We start from the raw sequence: 16,297 nt of genomic DNA on the forward strand, positions 1-16,297 counted from the left end.
ACGGCCGCGTGCCCCGACATGACGCGCTTTGCGCGTCATGTCTCCCCGCACCCGAACCCGCATTTGTTCCCCCCACCCGTCGGGCTGGGCCGAGCAGCGCAGACGGAGGCGAGATCAGGGCGGCAGTTGTCCGAGCGCAGCGAGTTCTGCCGACCCCCGCCGGAGTCGAGCAGCGCAGGTTGCCCCGGAGCGAAGCGCAGGGGACCCAGACCATCGGGTCGCCTTTCTTTTCCTTACTTTTCTTTGACGAAGCAAAGAAAAGTAAGTCGCCCGCCGGGGCGAGACCCGGCTTGTTGGCGAACCCCAGCGCAGGAGGAAAAGGCGGCGTCAACCCTTCGACAGGCTCAGGACAGGCCAAGCCCAGCCCGAACGACACGCCACAACGCTATCAATTCAATAGCTATTTGCGCTTATGGGACAAGGGCTACAGCCACTTTTTATTCAAATAATCCACAGCAGCCGGCCGCCACAAAGGGACTCAAAGGAACACAGAGGGATTTACCATAGCCCCATGCCCACCACCCACCTCCTCTACCTCCACGGCTTCCGCTCCTCCCCCCAGTCCGCCAAGGCCCGGCAGGTCGCAGCGTGGATGCAAGCCCACCACCCCGGGGTGGTCTGGTGGTGCCCGCAACTGCCGCCTTCGCCGCGGGAAGCGATGGAGATGGTGAGCCAGGGCATCGCCGGCTGGCCCCGTGACACCATGGCGGTGATGGGTTCATCGCTGGGCGGCTTTTATGCGACGCATGTGGCCGAAGGCTGCGCCTGCAAGGCCGTGTTGCTCAACCCGGCAGTGAACCCAGTGCGCGACCTGGCGAAGTACATCGGCGAGCAGACCGCCTGGCACGACCCGAACGAACACTTTTTCTTCGAGCCGCGTTTTGTGGACGAGCTGCGCGCCCTGGAGCGCGGCCCCGTGGCCCAGCCGGAAAACTATTTTGCGGTGATTGCCAAGGGCGACGAGGTACTCGACTGGCGCGAAATGACGGGCCGCTACCCCGGCGCGCACATCCGGCTGCTGGAAGGCGGCGACCACGCCATCAGCGACTTCGAGCGCCACCTGCCGGAAGTGATGGACTTCCTGGGCCTCGCCTGAGGCCGGCCCCGGGGGCGGCTGATTACACTAGGAGAAGTAACCAAAGGATGTCGTTTTGTTTGTATTGTTTGAAGAGGCCGGCAAGTTTCTGGCCGGCCGCATCTTGTCCGAAGCGGACACCTCGCTGCAGGTGGAGCTCGACTCGGGCAAACGGGTCAAGGTCAAGGCCGCCAACGCGCTGCTGAAATTTGAAAAACCCGCGCCTGCCGAGCTGGTCGCCGCGGGGCAGCGCTTGAGCGCGGAGATCGAGCTGGACCTGGCCTGGGAATTTGCGAGCGCCGAGGAATTCGGCTTTGCCGACCTGGCGCGCGACTACTTCAGCGCCGACCCGGCCAAACCGGCCTCCACCGAGCAGCAGGCCGCCGCCCTGTTCCGCCTGTTCGAGGCGCCGCATTATTTCCGCCGCGCCGGCAAGGGGCGCTTTCGCAAGGCGCCGATCGAGATCCTCCAGCAGGCGCTGGCGGCCATCGAGAAGAAAAAACAGGTCGTCGCGCAAATCAGCGCCTGGGCCGAAGAGCTCGCCCAGGGCCAATGCCCGGCGCCGGTGCGCGAGCAGCTCTACAAAATCTTGTTCAAGCCCGACAAGAACAGCCCCGAATACAAGGCCGTGGTCGAGGCCTCGCGCACGGCGCACAAGGCGCCGCTGGACCTGCTGCAGCAATCAGGCGCGATTGCCTCGCCCTACCAGTTCCACTGGAAACGCTTCCTGTTTGAAAACTTCCCGAAAGGCACGGGTTTTCCGGCCGTGCAGGCGCCTGCCATCAGCGACGAGTTGCCGCTGGCGGACGTCCGGGCGTTTTCCATTGACGACTCCAGCACCACCGAGATTGACGACGCGCTGTCGGTGCAAGGGCTGGGCAGCGGGACCGTCACGCTGGGCATCCACATCGCCGCGCCCGGCCTGGCGGTGCTGCCGGGCAGCCCGGTGGACGCTTTGGGGCGCGCCCGCCTGTCCACCGTCTACATGCCGGGCTACAAGCTGACCATGCTGCCCGATGAGGTGGTGCAAAGCTACACGCTGCAGGAAGGGCGCAACTGCCCGGCCCTGTCGCTGTATGTCACGCTCGACGAAACCACGCTCGAGGCCAGGGAGTCGGTGACGCGGCTGGAGCAGGTGCCCATCGTGAGCAACCTGCGCCACGACCAGCTGGACCACACCTTCAACGAAGCCTTCTTCGAAGCGGCGCAGGCCACGCCACCTGCCGGCGTCACCTGGGGCGTGGAGCTGGCCTTCCTGCACCGGCTGGCCATGCACCTGAAGGCCCAGCGCGAAGTGGTGCGCGGCAAGCCGGAAAACTTCAACCGGCCCGACTACAACTTCTCCCTCGACATTGCCCCGGGCAAGGAGCCGGAAGGCAACGAAGCGGTCAGCATCAGCATCCGCCAACGCGGCGCGCCGCTGGACCTGATCGTCGCCGAGGCCATGATCCTGGCCAACAGCACTTGGGGCGAGTGGATGGCCACGCATGGCGTGCCCGGCATTTACCGCAGCCAGGCCAGCCTGTTGCCGGGCGTCAAGGTACGCATGGGCACCAAGGCCCTGCCGCATGCCGGCATCGGCGTCAAAAGTTACGCCTGGGCCACCTCGCCGCTGCGCCGCTACACCGATCTGGTCAACCAGTGGCAGATCATCGCCTGTGTCAAACACGGCCGCACGGCTGCGCTGGCCGCACCGTTCAAGCCGAAAGACGCGGAACTGTTTTCCATCATCTCGGGCTTTGATGGTGCCTACAGCGCCTACAACGGTTTCCAGGCCGGCATTGAGCGTTACTGGACGCTCAAATACCTGCAACAGAAAAAGATCACGGAGCTCACGGCAACGGCATTCAAGGACAACCTGGTGCGCGCCGACGACCTGCCGCTGGTGTTGCCGGCCGCCGGGGCCCAGGGGCTGCCGCGCGGCGCGAAGGTGCGCATCCGCCTGGGCGACATCGACGAGATCACGCTCGACATCCACAGCACGGTGATTGAGCGCCTGGGCGCTGTGGTGGACGAAGCCGATGCCGAGCAGGTGGCCGAGGAAGACAACGAATCGGAAATCGCCGCTGGTCCGATCTCGATCGCCGTCGATCTGAACGAGCCGGCCGACGACGCGGCCGCCGTGGCGGGTGGCGGTTAGCCCCGATAATCCAGTCCTGTGAAGTCACCCAGCACCCTGCAAATCGCCTTGGGCGTATCGCTCGCCGTCCATGCGGTCCTCCTGACCGTGCGTTTTGTCGATCCGGAACGTTTCAACCGGATTTTTCAGGACACGCCGCTGGAAGTGATCCTGGTCAACGCCAAAAGCAATGAGCGGCCTGACCAGGCCAGGGCGATTGCCCAGGCCTCGCTGGCCGGCGGCGGCGAGGCGGAAAAAGGCCGGGCCACCAGCCCGCTGCCGCCTTCGGCGCTGACCGAGCTCGGCGACGCCAGCGAGGATGCGCAGCGCAAGGTCGAGACCATGCAGGAGCAGCAGACCATGCTGCTGGCACAGATCAAAAAGCAGCTCGCGGCCATGCCGCCGCCTGACCCGAAGGTGCCGTCCGCCGACCCGGCCCAGGCCGAGCGTGAGGAAAAACGCAAACAGCTGATCAAGATCCTCGCTGAAATCGAACGGCGCATCAACGAAGAAAACGCGCGGCCCAAAAAGCGCTACATCAGCCCCGCGACCCGCGAGGAGGTGTATGCCGTGTACTACGACACGCTGCGCCGCAAGATCGAGGAAAAGGGCACGGTCAATTTCCCTGAACAGGCTGGCAAAAAACTCTACGGTGAACTGACCATGATCATCACCGTCAACTTCGATGGCCGTGTTCTGTCCACCGAAGTGGCCGAAACCTCGGGCAACCTGACACTGGACCGTCGCGCGCAAAGCATTGCGCGCAGCACCGGTCCGTTTGATCGCTTCAGCGAGGCCATGCGCCGCAAGGCAGACCAAATCGTGGTGGTCTCGCGTTTCAGGTTCGCGAGCAACGAGACGCTGGAAACCAGGCTCGTTGAGCGATGAGCGGCCCCATGGATCACTATGGCGTCCTCGGCAACCCGGTGGAACACAGCAGGTCGCCCGCCATCCACGCGCGTTTTGCCGAGCTGACCGACCAGGCCATGGACTACTGCAAGCTGCTGGCGCCGCTGGACAACTTCGCCCAGGCGCTGCAGCAATGGATAGACAGCGGCGGACGCGGCTGCAACGTGACCGTGCCCTTCAAGTTCGAGGCTTTCCGGCTGGCCACCTCCGCCACCGAACGCGCCCAGCTGGCGCAGGCCGCCAACACGCTGAAGTTCGACGCCGGCCGCATCGAAGCCGACAACACCGACGGCATCGGCCTGGTCAATGACATCCAGAACAATGCAGGTGTCCGGCTGGCCGGGCGGGACCTGCTGCTGCTGGGCGCCGGTGGGGCCGCGGCCGGCGTGCTGGGGCCGCTGCTGGCGGCCGGTCCGCGCCGCCTGGTGGTCGCCAACCGCACGCATACGCGCGCGGCCCTGCTGGTGGCGCGCCACGCCAGCCATCCCTCGCTGCAACTGCTGCTACAAAAAACAGAGCTGGTAGCGCAGGAGCTGCAAGGGCTGGAGGCCGATTTTGATGTTATTATCAACGCCACAGCGAGCAGCCTCAGCGGTGCGGCCATCACGCTGGCGCCGCGCGTGCTCAAGCCCGGCGCACTGGCCTATGACATGATGTATGGCGCGGCTGCCCAGGGGTTTTCCGACTGGGCACGGGCCCACGGCGCGGTGCCGCGCGACGGCCTCGGCATGCTGGTGGAGCAAGCCGCCGAATCCTTTCTGTTCTGGCGCGGCGTGCGCCCGCCTTCTGCCCAGGTGCTCCAGGAAATGCAGCAACAGCAAAAGGCCCCGGCGTGAAAGCCCTGCTGCGCTGGAGCCTGCTGGTGCTGCTGGCCACCGTGGCGCTGCAGCTTTATTTTGTCGGCCGCATCGCGCTGATGGCCGTGGTGGATCCGCAGTCCACGGCCTTCCAGCGTTCCGAAGCGTACCGCCTGGCGACGGAAAAGGGCGAGCTCAAATGGCGCCAGCAGTGGGTGCCCTATGCCGAGCTGTCTGCCAACCTCAAGCGTGCGGTCATCGCGTCCGAAGACGCCACCTTTGTCGAGCATGAAGGGGTGGACCTGGAAGCCCTCGAGAAGGCCTGGGAGAAAAACACCCAGGCCGAGCAGCGCGCCGAAAAAGCCGCCGGCAAGTTGTCCAGCCGCGCCGCGCCGGCGGGCGCTGCCCGGGCCGCCAAACCACCCAAAATTGTGGGCGGCTCCACCATCACCCAGCAGCTCGCCAAAAACCTGTTTCTCTCGGGCGAACGCACGCTGATGCGCAAGGGACAGGAACTGGTGCTGACCCTGCTGCTCGAAGCCCTGCTGAGCAAGCAACGCATCCTGGAAATCTACCTCAACAATGTCGAATGGGGCGAAGGTGTGTTCGGCGCCGAAGCCGCGGCCCAGCACTATTTCCGCAAGCCCGCCTCGAAACTCAGCGCCTACGAGGCCGCGCGCCTGGCCGTCATGCTGCCGCGTCCCAAGTACTTCGAGACCCGTCCGGGCTCGGGCTACCTCGCGTCGCGCGCCTCCACCATCGCGGCACGCATGGGTGGTGTGGAGGTGCCATGAACCTGCCGGCAAAAATCATGAGTCTGTTCCTTCTGGGCCTGATTCGTGCGCTGACCGGCGCGCAGGCACGCTGGCAGGGTTGCCCGCCCAAGGCCGAACAGCGCATTTATTTCGCCAACCACCAGAGCCACGCCGACCTGGTGCTGATCTGGGCCGCCCTGCCCAGCGAGCTGCGCAGCATCACGCGGCCCATCGCCGCCAAGGACTACTGGACCAAAACGCCGTTCAAGCAGTGGCTCACCACGGCCGTGTTCAATGCGATCTACGTGGACCGCGCCAAGACCGGCGACCAGGACCCGCTGGAACCATTGATGGACGCGCTGGAAAGCGGCGACTCCATCATCCTGTTTCCGGAGGGTACACGCGGCAACCAGGAAGAGCCGCAGGCCTTCAAGTCGGGCCTGTACAACCTGGCGCAGAAATTTCCGCAGGTGGTGCTGGTGCCGGCGTGGATCAACAACGTGCAGCGCGTCATGCCCAAGGGCGAAGTGGTGCCGGTGCCCATCCTGTGCTCGGTCACCTTCGGCGCGCCCATGGCGCTGCAGGAAGGCGAGGACCGCGGCGCCTTCCTGGTGCGTGCGCGTGATGCCGTGCTGGCGCTGAGGGAGAGCTGATGAGCAGCTTTCTGCGTAACCTGAGCCCCTCCAACCAGGTCGGCCTGCTGTTTGTCGTGGTGTTCGGCCTGCTGATCGTGGCCGGCATCGCGGCACTCATCATGTCGCTGCGCGACAACGGCGAGGACGAGATCCGCACGCAGGACATCAAGGAGTTCAGCAGCCTGCTCAACACCTCGTGGATCATGTGTACCGTGTTCTGGGTCGGCTGGGCCCTAGGCGAGACGGTGGCCACCCTGCTGTTTGCCCTGGTGGCTTTTTTCGCCCTGCGCGAATTCATCACGCTGTCGCCGACCCGCCGTGGCGACCACCGCAGCCTGGTGCTGGCCTTTTTTGTGGTGCTGCCGGTCCAGTTCTGGCTGGTCATGACCGAGCGCTTTGACCTGGTGACGGTGTTCATTCCGGTGTACGTGTTCCTGGCGATACCGGTGGTCAGCGCCCTGGCCAACGACCCGCAGCGCTTTCTGGAGCGCAATGCCAAGCTGCAGTGGGGCATCATGGTCTGTGTCTATGGCATCAGCCATGTGCCGGCCCTGCTGCTGCTGGACTTTCCGGGCTACAGCGGCAAAAACGCCTTCCTGGTGTTTTTTCTGGTGTTTGTCGTGCAGACCGGCATGCTGGTGCAGCACCTGTCCGCGCGCAAGTGGCCGCGCCCACCCACGGCTCCCCAGGTCAGCCAGAGTTTTCACTGGAGCAGCTGGCTGATCGGGCTGGCGGTCGGGGGGTTTGTCGGCGGGCTGATGTCGGGCCTGACACCCTTCAAGCCGGCCCAGGCGGTGGCCATGGCGCTGATCGCCTGCGTGGCCGGCTCACTCGGCCACCTGGTGATGAAAGCCCTCAAGCGCGACCGCGGCATCACCAACTGGGGCAGCGAAGGCCGGTCGGTCACCGGGGCCAGCGGCCTGCTGGACCGGGTCGACGCCCTGTGTTTTGCCGCGCCGGTTTTCTTTCATTCAGTTCGATGGTATTTCGGGCTCTAGCCCAATACCGGCGGGCGCAAGAAGCTATTAAAAGAAGAGCAAATGCGTATTCTTGGCATTGATCCGGGCTTGCAGATCACCGGCTTCGGCGTGATCGACGTGGAGGGCCACGCCCTGAGCTACGTCGCCAGCGGCACCATCAAGACCACCCACCTGGACCGGGGCAACCTGCCGGCGCGGCTCAAGGTGCTGTTCGACGGCATCTGCGAAATCACCGCCCGCTACACGCCCGACAGCTCGGCGTGCGAGATCGTGTTTGTCAACGTCAATCCGCAGGCCACGCTGATGCTGGGCCAGGCGCGCGGCGCCTGCGTCACGGCCCTGGTCAGTTGCAACATCGAGGTGGCCGAATACACACCGCTGCAGATGAAAAAAGCGGTGGCCGGTTACGGCAAGGCCGGCAAGCCCGAGGTGCAGGAGATGGTGATGCGCCTCTTGAGGCTGCCGTCACTGCCGGGCAAGGACGCCGCCGACGCGCTCGGCCTGGCGATCACCCATGCCCATGTGGGAGGCTCCGCCGCCATTCTGGCGCGTGCCGCGACGCTGCAGCGCAAATCCACCGCGTCCTTCAAGGACGGCAGACACCATTGAGGCAACCGGCTCAGAGCAGCCGGTCCGCAATCAGTACGGCAAAAAAGACGAAAGCGGCCACCAGGGTCCATTTGAGGATGGCGAGCCCCGCATGCTTGTAGCGGACCTGGGACGTGATCGCATAAAGCGCAAATGACGCGCCGGCCGCGAACAGCAGCAAGAAGATGGCGACACGAAAAACGGCCATGTCAGGTCTTGCGTGATCGCACTACCAGGCCCGCGCCAGGGTCGCAAAACCCTGGGGCGCGGTTTTTTCATCGTCGAAGGTGACGACTTCCCAGGCATCTTCGTGCGACAGCAGCTCGCGCAGCAGCTTGTTGTTCAGCGCATGGCCGGAACGGAAGGCCGTGTAGGCGGCCAGCAGCGGCTTGCCGAGCAGGTACAGGTCGCCCATCGCATCGAGGATCTTGTGTTTGACGAACTCGTCGTTGTAACGCAGGCCGTCGGTGTTGAGCACCTTGTAGTCGTCCATCACGATGGCATTGTCCAGGCCGCCGCCAAGCGCCAGCCCGTTGGCGCGCATCATCTCCACGTCCTTGGTAAAACCGAAGGTGCGGGCGCGCGCAATGTCACGGCTGTAGGAGCCGGTGCCCATGTCGAACTCCACACGCTGGCCGGTGGAATCCACCGCAGGGTGATCGAAGTCGATTTCAAACCCCAGTTTGTAGCCGTTGTAGGGCGACAGGCGCGCCCATTTTTCCGACACCCCTTGCCCTTCACGCACCTCCACCGGCTTGAGCACGCGAATAAAACGCTTGGGCGCTGCCTGAAGTTCAATGCCGGCCGACTGCAGCAAAAACACAAACGAGGAGGCCGAGCCGTCAAGAATCGGCACCTCTTCGGCCGTGATGTCCACGTACAGGTTGTCGATGCCCAGGCCGGCGCAGGCCGACATCAGGTGTTCGACCGTGTGCACCTTGGCACTGCCGCTGGAAATGGTGGATGCCAGGCGCGTGTCGGTCACTGCCTGCGCGGAAATGGGAATGTCCACCGGTTGCGGCAGATCCACGCGCCGAAACACAATGCCCGTGTCCGGCGCCGCCGGCCGCAGGGTCAGCTCGACCCGCTGACCGCTGTGCAGGCCGACGCCGACGGCCTTGGTCAGGGATTTGAGGGTTCTTTGCGCCAGCATGACGTCATTTTAGTTGGAGGCCGGACCAAACGCACCGGGTCATGCGCAATGACGCACATGGCCTGTGTGATTAGCGGTCCAGCGATCAAATCACTGATTGATCGAATGGAAAGCGTAGCGAGCAGCCCGAGCTTGCGTTGAGGAGCGGAGCCGTACCCAGGTACGGTGAGCACCGCAGACGCGAGATCGGGTTGCGCAGTAGCTTTACATCGATCAATCCGCCTGCTTGCGCAGGAAGGCCGGAATCTCGAAGTCGTCCATGCCACCCGACGCCAGCGCATCGACCTTGGCAGCCGCCTGCGTGCGGTTGGTGCGCCAGACGCTGGGCACCGCCATGTTGCCGTAGTCGGTCTGTGCCGAACCCATGCTGCTGCCGCCCGGGTGGGAACCGCTGACGGTTGCGCCGCCCACCGCCATGTTGAGCACCGGCATGTTGTCCGTGCCGGTACGCAGCACCTGCAGCGGAGGCGCCTGGCGGCGCATGCCCTGGCGGCTCAGGCCGGTGGCGACCACCGTGACGCGGATGTCTTCGCCAAGGTCATCGTCGTAGGCCGTGCCGTAGATCACATGTGCATCGGGCGAGGCGTAGGCGCGGATGGTGTTCATCGCGAGCTTGGACTCGTTGAGCTTGAGCGAACCCTTGGCCGCGCTGATCAGCACCAGCACGCCCTTGGCGCCCGACAGGTCAATGCCTTCGAGCAGCGGGCAGGCGACGGCCTGCTCGGCCGCGATGCGTGCGCGGTCCGGGCCGTTGGCGCGGGCCGTGCCCATCATGGCCTTGCCGGGCTCGCCCATCACGGTGCGCACGTCTTCGAAGTCGACGTTGACATGGCCGGGGACGTTGATGATCTCGGCAATACCGCCGACGGCGTTTTTCAGCACGTCGTTGGCATGGGCAAAGGCTTCATCCTGCGTCACGTCGTCGCCCAGCACTTCGAGCAGCTTCTCGTTGAGCACCACGATCAGCGAATCGACGTTGGCTTCCAGCTCGGCCAGACCAAGGTCGGCATTGGTCATGCGGCGCCCACCCTCGAACTCAAACGGCTTGGTCACCACACCGACGGTGAGGATGCCCATCTCTTTTGCAATGCGTGCAATCACCGGCGCCGCACCCGTGCCGGTGCCGCCGCCCATGCCGGCGGTAATGAACAGCATGTGCGCCCCGGCGATGGCAGCGCGGATGTCGTCCACCGCCAACTCCGCCGCATCACGGCCCTTCTCGGGTTTGCTGCCTGCGCCCAGCCCGCTGCCGCCGAGCTGGATCTGCTTGTGCGCGCTGCCGCGGCCGAGTGCCTGTGCGTCGGTGTTGGCGCAGATGAACTCCACACCCTGGACGTTGCGCTCGATCATGTGTTCGACCGCATTGCCGCCGCCGCCGCCCACGCCGATCACCTTGATCTGCGTGCCCTGGTTGAACTCTTCGATTTCAATCATTTCGATGCTCATGTGAGCCTCCTATCCATATGTTGCAGTTGCCAAAAATTTTTATTAGTTTCTTCTCGATGGGAAAAGTGTCACGCAGGGGGATCGGCGCCCCCCGAGTGACTGCACCGCGGACTCCGCCAGATAAAAACCGTAAATTTTTTCATCAGAAGTTCCCCACCAGCCAGTCCTTGACCCGGCCAAAAGCGTTGTGAACACTGCCCGCCTTCTGCGCGACGCGATGCCCGCGCATGCGCGCCAGCCGGGCCTCCTCGAGCAATCCCATGACGGTGGCCGCGCGCGGCTGGGCCACCATGTCCGACAGTGCGCTGGAATAACGCGGAATGCCGCGCCGCACCGGCTTGAGAAAAATGTCTTCGCCGAGTTCGACCATGCCCGGCATGACCGCGCTGCCGCCGGTGATCACGATGCCGGACGACAGCACCTCCTCGTACCCCGACTCGCGGATGACCTGCTGCACCAGCGAAAAAATTTCCTCGATGCGCGGCTCGATCACGCCGGCCAGCGCCTGCTTGCTGAGCATGCGTGGCCCGCGGTCGCCCAGGCCAGGCACCTCCACCTGCTGGTCCGGGTCGGCCAGCAGCTGTTTGGCAAAACCGCTCTCGACCTTGATGTCTTCGGCGTCCTTGGTCGGGGTGCGCAGCGCCATGGCGATGTCGCTGGTGATCAGGTCGCCGGCGATCGGAATCACGGCGGTGTGGCGGATCGCGCCGCCGGTGAAAATCGCCACGTCGGTGGTGCCGGCGCCGATGTCGACCAGCGCGACACCGAGTTCCTGCTCGTCGCGGCTGAGCACCGACAGGCTGGAGGCCAGCGGGTTGAGCATCAGCTGGTCCACCTCGAGGCCGCAGCGGCGCACGCACTTGATGATGTTTTCCGCCGCACTTTGCGCGCCGGTCACGATGTGCACCTTGGCCTCGAGCCGGATGCCGCTCATGCCGATGGGTTCACGCACGTCCTGGCCGTCGATGACGAACTCCTGCGGCTCGACCAGCAGCAGGCGCTGGTCGGTGGAAATGTTGATGGCCTTGGCCGTCTCGATGACGCGGGCCACGTCGGCCTGCGTCACTTCCTTGTCCTTGACCGCCACCATGCCGCTGGAGTTGATGCCGCGGATGTGGCTGCCGGTGATGCCGGTGTAGACACGCGCGATCTTGCAGTCGGCCATCAGTTCGGCCTCTTTCAGCGCCTGCTGGATGCTCTGCACCGTGGCGTCGATGTTGACCACCACGCCGCGCTTGAGCCCGTTGCTGTAGGCGATGCCCAGGCCGGCCAGCTTGAGCTCGCCGCCGGGCAGGACCTCGGCCACCACCGCCATGACCTTGCTGGTCCCGATGTCCAGCCCCACCACGAGATCTTTGTATTCTTTCGCCATATCTTTACCTTTTTGCTTTCCTGTCCTCGTTGCCGCCCAACACCGTGGTGGTGACGCCTCTGAGCTTGAGTGCATACCCGTTGCTGTAACGCAGGTCGGCCGACTCGAGATTGCGGCCGAACCTGCTGGACACCTGTGTCAGCGTGGCGATGAATCGCTCGGCACGGCTATGGATCTCGTCGAGGGAGCCCAGCCCCAGCTCGATGACCACACCGTCCTCGAGTCTGGCCCGCCAGCTGCCGCGGGCCGTCAGCTCCAGCAGTTCCAGCCGGGTGTCCTTTTTTTCGAACACCGGGGCCAGCCTGCGGTAACCCGCCAGAACCAGCACGGCCTGGCCCTGCGGTCCGTTGAGCAGCGGCAGATCGTCGGCCTCGACGTCGCCCTGGTTGGCCTCGAAAACCTCGCCGTAGCTGTTGACCAGGCGGGCGTCGCCCTCCTGCCCCCAGAAGGCAATGGCCTGGTGCTCCTGCAGCACCACCCGCAGCCGGTTGGGAAACTCGCGCTGCACCACCGCCTTGCGCACCCAGGGCACGCTCTCGAACGCAGCCTGCGTCCGAAGCAGATCGACCGTGAAAAAATTGCCGGTCAACCTGGGCACGACATTGGCGCGCAGCGTGACCGCGTTGTTGTGGCCCAGGTCGCCGCCGACCCGGATGGCCGTGAGGCGAAACAGGTTCTGCTGTAGCAGCCACGACACCCCGAAGGTCACCAGCATGCCCGCAAACGCCAGCCCCAGCACCAGCGACGTGGTGTTCATGAGCTTGACGTCCAGCGGGACAGGCAGGGTTTGGCTCACGCAGCGCCTCCCGGAGTGCGCGGGTTGTCCAGGCTGGCCGTGCGCAGCACGTCCAGGCAGAGATCCTCATAACTGATGCCCGCGGCGCGTGCCGACATCGGCACCAGCGAATGGCCGGTCATGCCGGGCGAGGTGTTGATCTCCAGCAGGTAGGGCTGGCGGGTTTTGCCGTCGATCATCACGTCGAGGCGGCCCCAGCCGCGGCAGCCCAGCAGGCGGTAGGCCTTGAGCACCAGCGCCTGGATCGCCGCTTCCTCGCCCGCCGGCAGGCCGCAGGGCACCAGGTATTGCGTGGTGTCGGTGAAGTACTTGTTCTGGTAGTCGTAGTTGCCCTCGGGCGCGACGATGCGGATCACCGGCAGGGCCCGCGCATCATCCCCCGTGCCCAGCACCGGGCAGGTCACTTCATCACCACTGATGAACTGCTCGCACAACACGTCGGCATCCATTTGCGCCGCCTGTTCGACCGCATCGACCATGCCGGAATAGCCGGCCACCTTGACCACCCCGATGGACGAACCCTCGCGCGCCGGCTTGACGATCAGCGGCAATCCTAGGTCGTCGGGGACCGCGATCACCTGCTGGCGCTCAAAGGCGCCGCGACGCAGCAACAGGTACTTGGGGGTGGACAGGCCCTCGGCCAGCCAGATGCGCTTGGTCATGACCTTGTCGATGGCGATGCTGGAGGCCATCACGCCGGAGCCGGTGTAGGGAATGCCCATCATCTCGAGCGCGCCCTGCACCGTGCCGTCTTCACCAAAGCGTCCGTGCAGCGCAATGAAGCAGCGGTCAAAGTTCTCGCGTTTGAGCTCGCCGAGCTCACGCTCTGCCGGGTCGAAGGCGTGGGCATCGACGCCGCGCGAACGCAGCGCCTCCAGCACCCCGCGGCCCGACATCAGCGAGACCTCGCGCTCCGCGGAGTGGCCACCCAGCAGCACCGCCACCTTGCCAAATGGGGAGTCTTTCAGGCTCACAGCCCTTTTCCTTCCTGCGCAGAACGCTCTGTTTTCTGTAGCAGCTCGACCACCTTGCCGGGCACCGCGCCAATCGTGCCGGCCCCCATGCAGAGCACCACGTCGCCGTCCCGGGCGTTGTCGGCAATCGCCTGCGCCATGGCCTCGATGTCGTCGACGAACACCGGCTCGACCTTGCCGGCCACCCGCAGCGCGCGTGCCAGCGACCGGCCGTCGGCCGCCACAATCGGTGCCTCGCCGGCGGCGTAGACCTCGGACAGCAGCACACTGTCGGCCTGCCCGATGACTTTCACAAAGTCCTCGAAGCAGTCGCGCGTGCGGGTGAAGCGATGCGGCTGGAAGGCCAGCACCAGGCGCCGGCCCGGGTAGGCGCCGCGCGCTGCGGCCAGCGTAGCGGCCATCTCGACCGGGTGGTGGCCGTAGTCATCAATCACGGTGAAACTGCCGCCGGCGGGCGCCGGCACATCGCCGTAATGCTGGAAGCGCCGGCCCACGCCCTTGAATTCGGCCAGCGCCTTCTGCACCGCGGCGTCGGGAATATTGAGCTCCACCGCGATCGCGATGGCCGACAGGGCATTGAGCACGTTGTGCTCGCCGGGCAGGTTGAGCACCACTGGCAGGTCGGCAAGAATCACGCCATTGCGCCGTTGCACCGTGAAGTGCATCTGCCCGCCTACCGCCTTCACGTTGATGGCCCGCACCTGGGCGTCTTCGCCAAAACCGTAGCTGGTGATGGGGCAGGACATCTGCGGCACGATCTCGCGCACGGCCGCATCGTCGGTGCACAAAATCGCCGTGCCGTAAAACGGCATGCGGTGCAGGAAATCGATGAAGGCCTTCTTCAGGTTGCCGAAGTCATGGCCGTAGGTTTCCATGTGGTCGGCATCGATGTTGGTCACCACCGCCATCACCGGCAACAGGTTGAGGAAGGAGGCATCCGACTCGTCGGCCTCGACCACGATGTAGTCGCCGGAACCCAGCCGGGCATTGGCGCCGGCACTGTTGAGCCGGCCGCCGATCACAAAGGTCGGATCCAGCCCGCCCTCGGCCAGCACGCTGGCGACCAGGCTGGTGGTGGTGGTCTTGCCATGGGTGCCGGCGATCGCAATGCCCTGCTTCAGGCGCATCAGCTCAGCCAGCATCAGCGCGCGCGGCACCACGGGGATGCGTTTTTCGCGCGCCGCCAGCACCTCGGGGTTGTCGGGTTTCACCGCCGTCGAGGTGACCACCGCATCAACGCTGGCCAGGTTTTCGGCGGCATGGCCGACAAAGGTCTGGATGCCCAGTCCGGCCAGGCGCCGCAAGGTGGCGCTGTCGGACAGGTCGGAGCCGGAGATCACGTAACCGAGGTTGTGCAGGACCTCGGCAATGCCGGACATGCCGGAGCCGCCCAGGCCGATGAAGTGAATGTGTTTGATCGCGTGTTTCATGGTCGGTCCAATGATTGGACCAGCTCCTCGCAGGCGGCCACCACGTTGGCGGTGGCATCTGTTTTTTGCATCTTTTTGGCCTGAAGCGCCCGCTGCAACAGCGCAGGCCGCTCTGTTTTTTGTAGCATGTCCGCCAGAAATTCGGGTGTCAGGTCGCGCTGCTGCACCAGCCAGCCGCCGCCGCTGTCCACGAGAAAAGCAGCGTTGGTGGTCTGGTGGTCGTCCACCGCGGCCGGAAACGGCACGAACAGCGCCGCGGCGCCGATGGCCGCAATTTCGGTCACGGTGCTGGCACCGGCGCGGCAGACCACCAGGTCGGCCTCGGCGAATGCCCGGGCCGTGTCGTTGATGAAGGGCGTGAGTTCGGCCTGCACGCCGGCGGTGCGGTAGTTCTCGCGCAGCGCCTCGATTTGCCTGGCGCCGCTCTGGTGAATGACCTGGGGGCGCTGCGCCTCGGGAATCAGGGCCAGGGCCTGCGGCACGATGCGGTTCAGCGCCTGCGCGCCCAGGCTGCCACCGACCACCAGCAATTTCAGAGACCCGCTGCGGCCGGCAAACCGGATAGCCGGGTCGGGCTGCTGCGTGAAGGCCGGGCGCAGCGGGTTGCCCACCCAGGTCGCGTTTTTCAGCACATTCGGAAAAGCCGTGAACACCCGGTCGGCCACACCCGCCAGCACCTTGTTGACCAGCCCGGCAACCGAGTTCTGCTCATGCAGCACCAGCGGCTTGCCCAGCAGCACACTCATCATGCCGGCCGGAAACGCAATGTAGCCGCCCAGCCCCACGACCACATCGGGCCTGACGCGGCGCACCACCGCAATGCTTTGCCAGAAGGCCTTGAGCAGGCGCAGCGGCAGCAAGGCCAGCGTGGTCACACCCTTGCCGCGCACACCCGAAAATTCAATGCTCTCAAAGGAAAAACCGCGCGGCGGCACGAGCTGGCTCTCCATGCTCGGGTGGTCAGCCGTGCCCCGGCCGCCCAGCCAGTGCACGCGCCAGCCGCGCTCACGCAGCGCCTCGGCCACGGCCAGCCCGGGGAAGATGTGGCCGCCGGTGCCGCCGGCCATGATGAGGGCGCATTTGCTCATGGTGTCACCTCTTGCCCCCTCTCCCCTTGGGAGAGGGTGGGGGTGGGGGCATCGCGCTGGCCGGGAGCCCGCACCCTGCCCCTCTCCCGGAGGGAGAGGGTAAAGAAGGGAGCTGTGTGCAGCATGTTCACGACCGCCCTCCGCGCATCAACCAAGCCGCTCCGCGCCTTGCAGCGCTGC

The 16,297-nt window shown here is 65.2% G+C and carries 16 protein-coding genes; 8 read left to right on the forward strand and 8 right to left on the reverse strand.

Features of this window, described 5'->3' with window-relative positions; genetic code table 11:
• Positions 1 to 511 precede the first annotated feature (511 nt).
• From PSV40_RS14255 to ruvC, 8 genes are read left to right on the forward strand one after another with little or no spacing between them, the layout of a single operon-like run.
• Positions 512 to 1,096, forward strand: coding sequence for a YqiA/YcfP family alpha/beta fold hydrolase (locus PSV40_RS14255; protein WP_300538833.1), 585 nt, complete (start codon positions 512 to 514; stop codon positions 1,094 to 1,096).
• A gap of 55 nt (positions 1,097 to 1,151) precedes the next feature.
• Positions 1,152 to 3,215, forward strand: a complete 2,064-nt coding sequence (locus PSV40_RS14260; RefSeq protein WP_300538836.1) for an RNB domain-containing ribonuclease — start codon at positions 1,152 to 1,154, stop codon at positions 3,213 to 3,215.
• A gap of 18 nt (positions 3,216 to 3,233) precedes the next feature.
• Positions 3,234 to 4,082, forward strand: a complete 849-nt coding sequence (locus PSV40_RS14265; protein ID WP_300538839.1) for a TonB C-terminal domain-containing protein — start codon at positions 3,234 to 3,236, stop codon at positions 4,080 to 4,082.
• Complete coding sequence (aroE, locus tag PSV40_RS14270) at positions 4,079 to 4,939, forward strand: shikimate dehydrogenase (protein ID WP_300538842.1); 861 nt, start codon at positions 4,079 to 4,081, stop codon at positions 4,937 to 4,939. Before PSV40_RS14265 ends, aroE begins: the two co-directional genes overlap by 4 nt.
• Positions 4,936 to 5,694 carry a transglycosylase domain-containing protein gene (locus tag PSV40_RS14275; RefSeq protein ID WP_300538845.1) on the forward strand — a complete coding sequence of 253 codons (759 nt, stop codon included), beginning with the start codon at positions 4,936 to 4,938 and terminating at the stop codon, positions 5,692 to 5,694. The genes aroE and PSV40_RS14275 overlap by 4 nt, the downstream gene beginning before the upstream one ends.
• The gene (locus tag PSV40_RS14280; RefSeq protein WP_300538847.1) at positions 5,691 to 6,308 is read left to right on the forward strand and encodes a lysophospholipid acyltransferase family protein; all 618 of its coding nucleotides are present in this window, start codon (positions 5,691 to 5,693) and stop codon (positions 6,306 to 6,308) included. Before PSV40_RS14275 ends, PSV40_RS14280 begins: the two co-directional genes overlap by 4 nt.
• Complete coding sequence (locus tag PSV40_RS14285; protein ID WP_300538849.1) at positions 6,308 to 7,288, forward strand: phosphatidate cytidylyltransferase; 981 nt, start codon at positions 6,308 to 6,310, stop codon at positions 7,286 to 7,288. Before PSV40_RS14280 ends, PSV40_RS14285 begins: the two co-directional genes overlap by 1 nt.
• 42 nt (positions 7,289 to 7,330) lie before the next feature.
• Positions 7,331 to 7,879, forward strand: coding sequence for a crossover junction endodeoxyribonuclease RuvC (ruvC, locus tag PSV40_RS14290; protein WP_300538852.1), 549 nt, complete (start codon positions 7,331 to 7,333; stop codon positions 7,877 to 7,879).
• A gap of 10 nt (positions 7,880 to 7,889) precedes the next feature.
• Here the strand turns inward: ruvC and PSV40_RS14295 are convergent, their stop codons facing one another.
• The 8 genes from PSV40_RS14295 to murG all read right to left on the reverse strand — a co-directional run bounded on the left by PSV40_RS14295 (position 7,890) and on the right by murG (position 16,117).
• Positions 7,890 to 8,066: a hypothetical protein gene (locus PSV40_RS14295; protein ID WP_300538855.1), complete on the reverse strand. Its 177-nt coding sequence runs from the start codon at positions 8,064 to 8,066 to the stop codon at positions 7,890 to 7,892.
• 21 nt (positions 8,067 to 8,087) lie between these two features.
• The gene (lpxC, locus tag PSV40_RS14300; protein ID WP_300538857.1) at positions 8,088 to 9,011 is read right to left on the reverse strand and encodes a UDP-3-O-acyl-N-acetylglucosamine deacetylase; all 924 of its coding nucleotides are present in this window, start codon (positions 9,009 to 9,011) and stop codon (positions 8,088 to 8,090) included.
• 213 nt (positions 9,012 to 9,224) lie between these two features.
• On the reverse strand, positions 9,225 to 10,457 hold the full coding sequence (gene ftsZ, locus PSV40_RS14305) for a cell division protein FtsZ (protein WP_300538860.1): 1,233 nt from the start codon (positions 10,455 to 10,457) through the stop codon (positions 9,225 to 9,227).
• Between the two features lie 142 nt (positions 10,458 to 10,599).
• Positions 10,600 to 11,829: a cell division protein FtsA gene (gene ftsA / locus PSV40_RS14310; RefSeq protein WP_300518006.1), complete on the reverse strand. Its 1,230-nt coding sequence runs from the start codon at positions 11,827 to 11,829 to the stop codon at positions 10,600 to 10,602.
• A gap of 4 nt (positions 11,830 to 11,833) precedes the next feature.
• Positions 11,834 to 12,625, reverse strand: coding sequence for a cell division protein FtsQ/DivIB (locus PSV40_RS14315; RefSeq protein ID WP_300538862.1), 792 nt, complete (start codon positions 12,623 to 12,625; stop codon positions 11,834 to 11,836).
• Entirely contained in the window at positions 12,622 to 13,599 is a 978-nt protein-coding gene (locus PSV40_RS14320) for a D-alanine--D-alanine ligase (RefSeq protein ID WP_300538864.1), read from the reverse strand. Before PSV40_RS14320 ends, PSV40_RS14315 begins: the two co-directional genes overlap by 4 nt.
• A complete protein-coding gene (murC, locus tag PSV40_RS14325) occupies positions 13,596 to 15,029 on the reverse strand; it encodes a UDP-N-acetylmuramate--L-alanine ligase (RefSeq protein ID WP_300538867.1) in 1,434 nt (477 codons plus the stop codon). The genes PSV40_RS14320 and murC overlap by 4 nt, the downstream gene beginning before the upstream one ends.
• Complete coding sequence (gene murG, locus PSV40_RS14330) at positions 15,026 to 16,117, reverse strand: undecaprenyldiphospho-muramoylpentapeptide beta-N-acetylglucosaminyltransferase (protein WP_300538870.1); 1,092 nt, start codon at positions 16,115 to 16,117, stop codon at positions 15,026 to 15,028. The genes murC and murG overlap by 4 nt, the downstream gene beginning before the upstream one ends.
• Positions 16,118 to 16,297: the final 180 nt, after the last annotated feature.

This window comes from Polaromonas sp., from assembly GCF_029945925.1.
Classification (GTDB): domain Bacteria; phylum Pseudomonadota; class Gammaproteobacteria; order Burkholderiales; family Burkholderiaceae_C; genus Polaromonas.

What these genes read in the sequence shown, in the direction of transcription:
- murC (WP_300538867.1), bottom strand. Translation starts at nt 15,029, where the DNA reads ATGAAACACGCGATCAAACACATTCACTTCATCGGCCTGGGCGGCTCC.
- ftsZ (WP_300538860.1), bottom strand. Translation starts at nt 10,457, where the DNA reads ATGAGCATCGAAATGATTGAAATCGAAGAGTTCAACCAGGGCACGCAG.
- PSV40_RS14280 (WP_300538847.1), top strand. Translation starts at nt 5,691, where the DNA reads ATGAACCTGCCGGCAAAAATCATGAGTCTGTTCCTTCTGGGCCTGATT.
- murG (WP_300538870.1), bottom strand. Translation starts at nt 16,117, where the DNA reads ATGAGCAAATGCGCCCTCATCATGGCCGGCGGCACCGGCGGCCACATC.
- PSV40_RS14255 (WP_300538833.1), top strand. Translation starts at nt 512, where the DNA reads ATGCCCACCACCCACCTCCTCTACCTCCACGGCTTCCGCTCCTCCCCC.
- ftsA (WP_300518006.1), bottom strand. Translation starts at nt 11,829, where the DNA reads ATGGCGAAAGAATACAAAGATCTCGTGGTGGGGCTGGACATCGGGACC.
- aroE (WP_300538842.1), top strand. Translation starts at nt 4,079, where the DNA reads ATGAGCGGCCCCATGGATCACTATGGCGTCCTCGGCAACCCGGTGGAA.
- lpxC (WP_300538857.1), bottom strand. Translation starts at nt 9,011, where the DNA reads ATGCTGGCGCAAAGAACCCTCAAATCCCTGACCAAGGCCGTCGGCGTC.
- PSV40_RS14295 (WP_300538855.1), bottom strand. Translation starts at nt 8,066, where the DNA reads ATGGCCGTTTTTCGTGTCGCCATCTTCTTGCTGCTGTTCGCGGCCGGC.
- PSV40_RS14285 (WP_300538849.1), top strand. Translation starts at nt 6,308, where the DNA reads ATGAGCAGCTTTCTGCGTAACCTGAGCCCCTCCAACCAGGTCGGCCTG.
- ruvC (WP_300538852.1), top strand. Translation starts at nt 7,331, where the DNA reads ATGCGTATTCTTGGCATTGATCCGGGCTTGCAGATCACCGGCTTCGGC.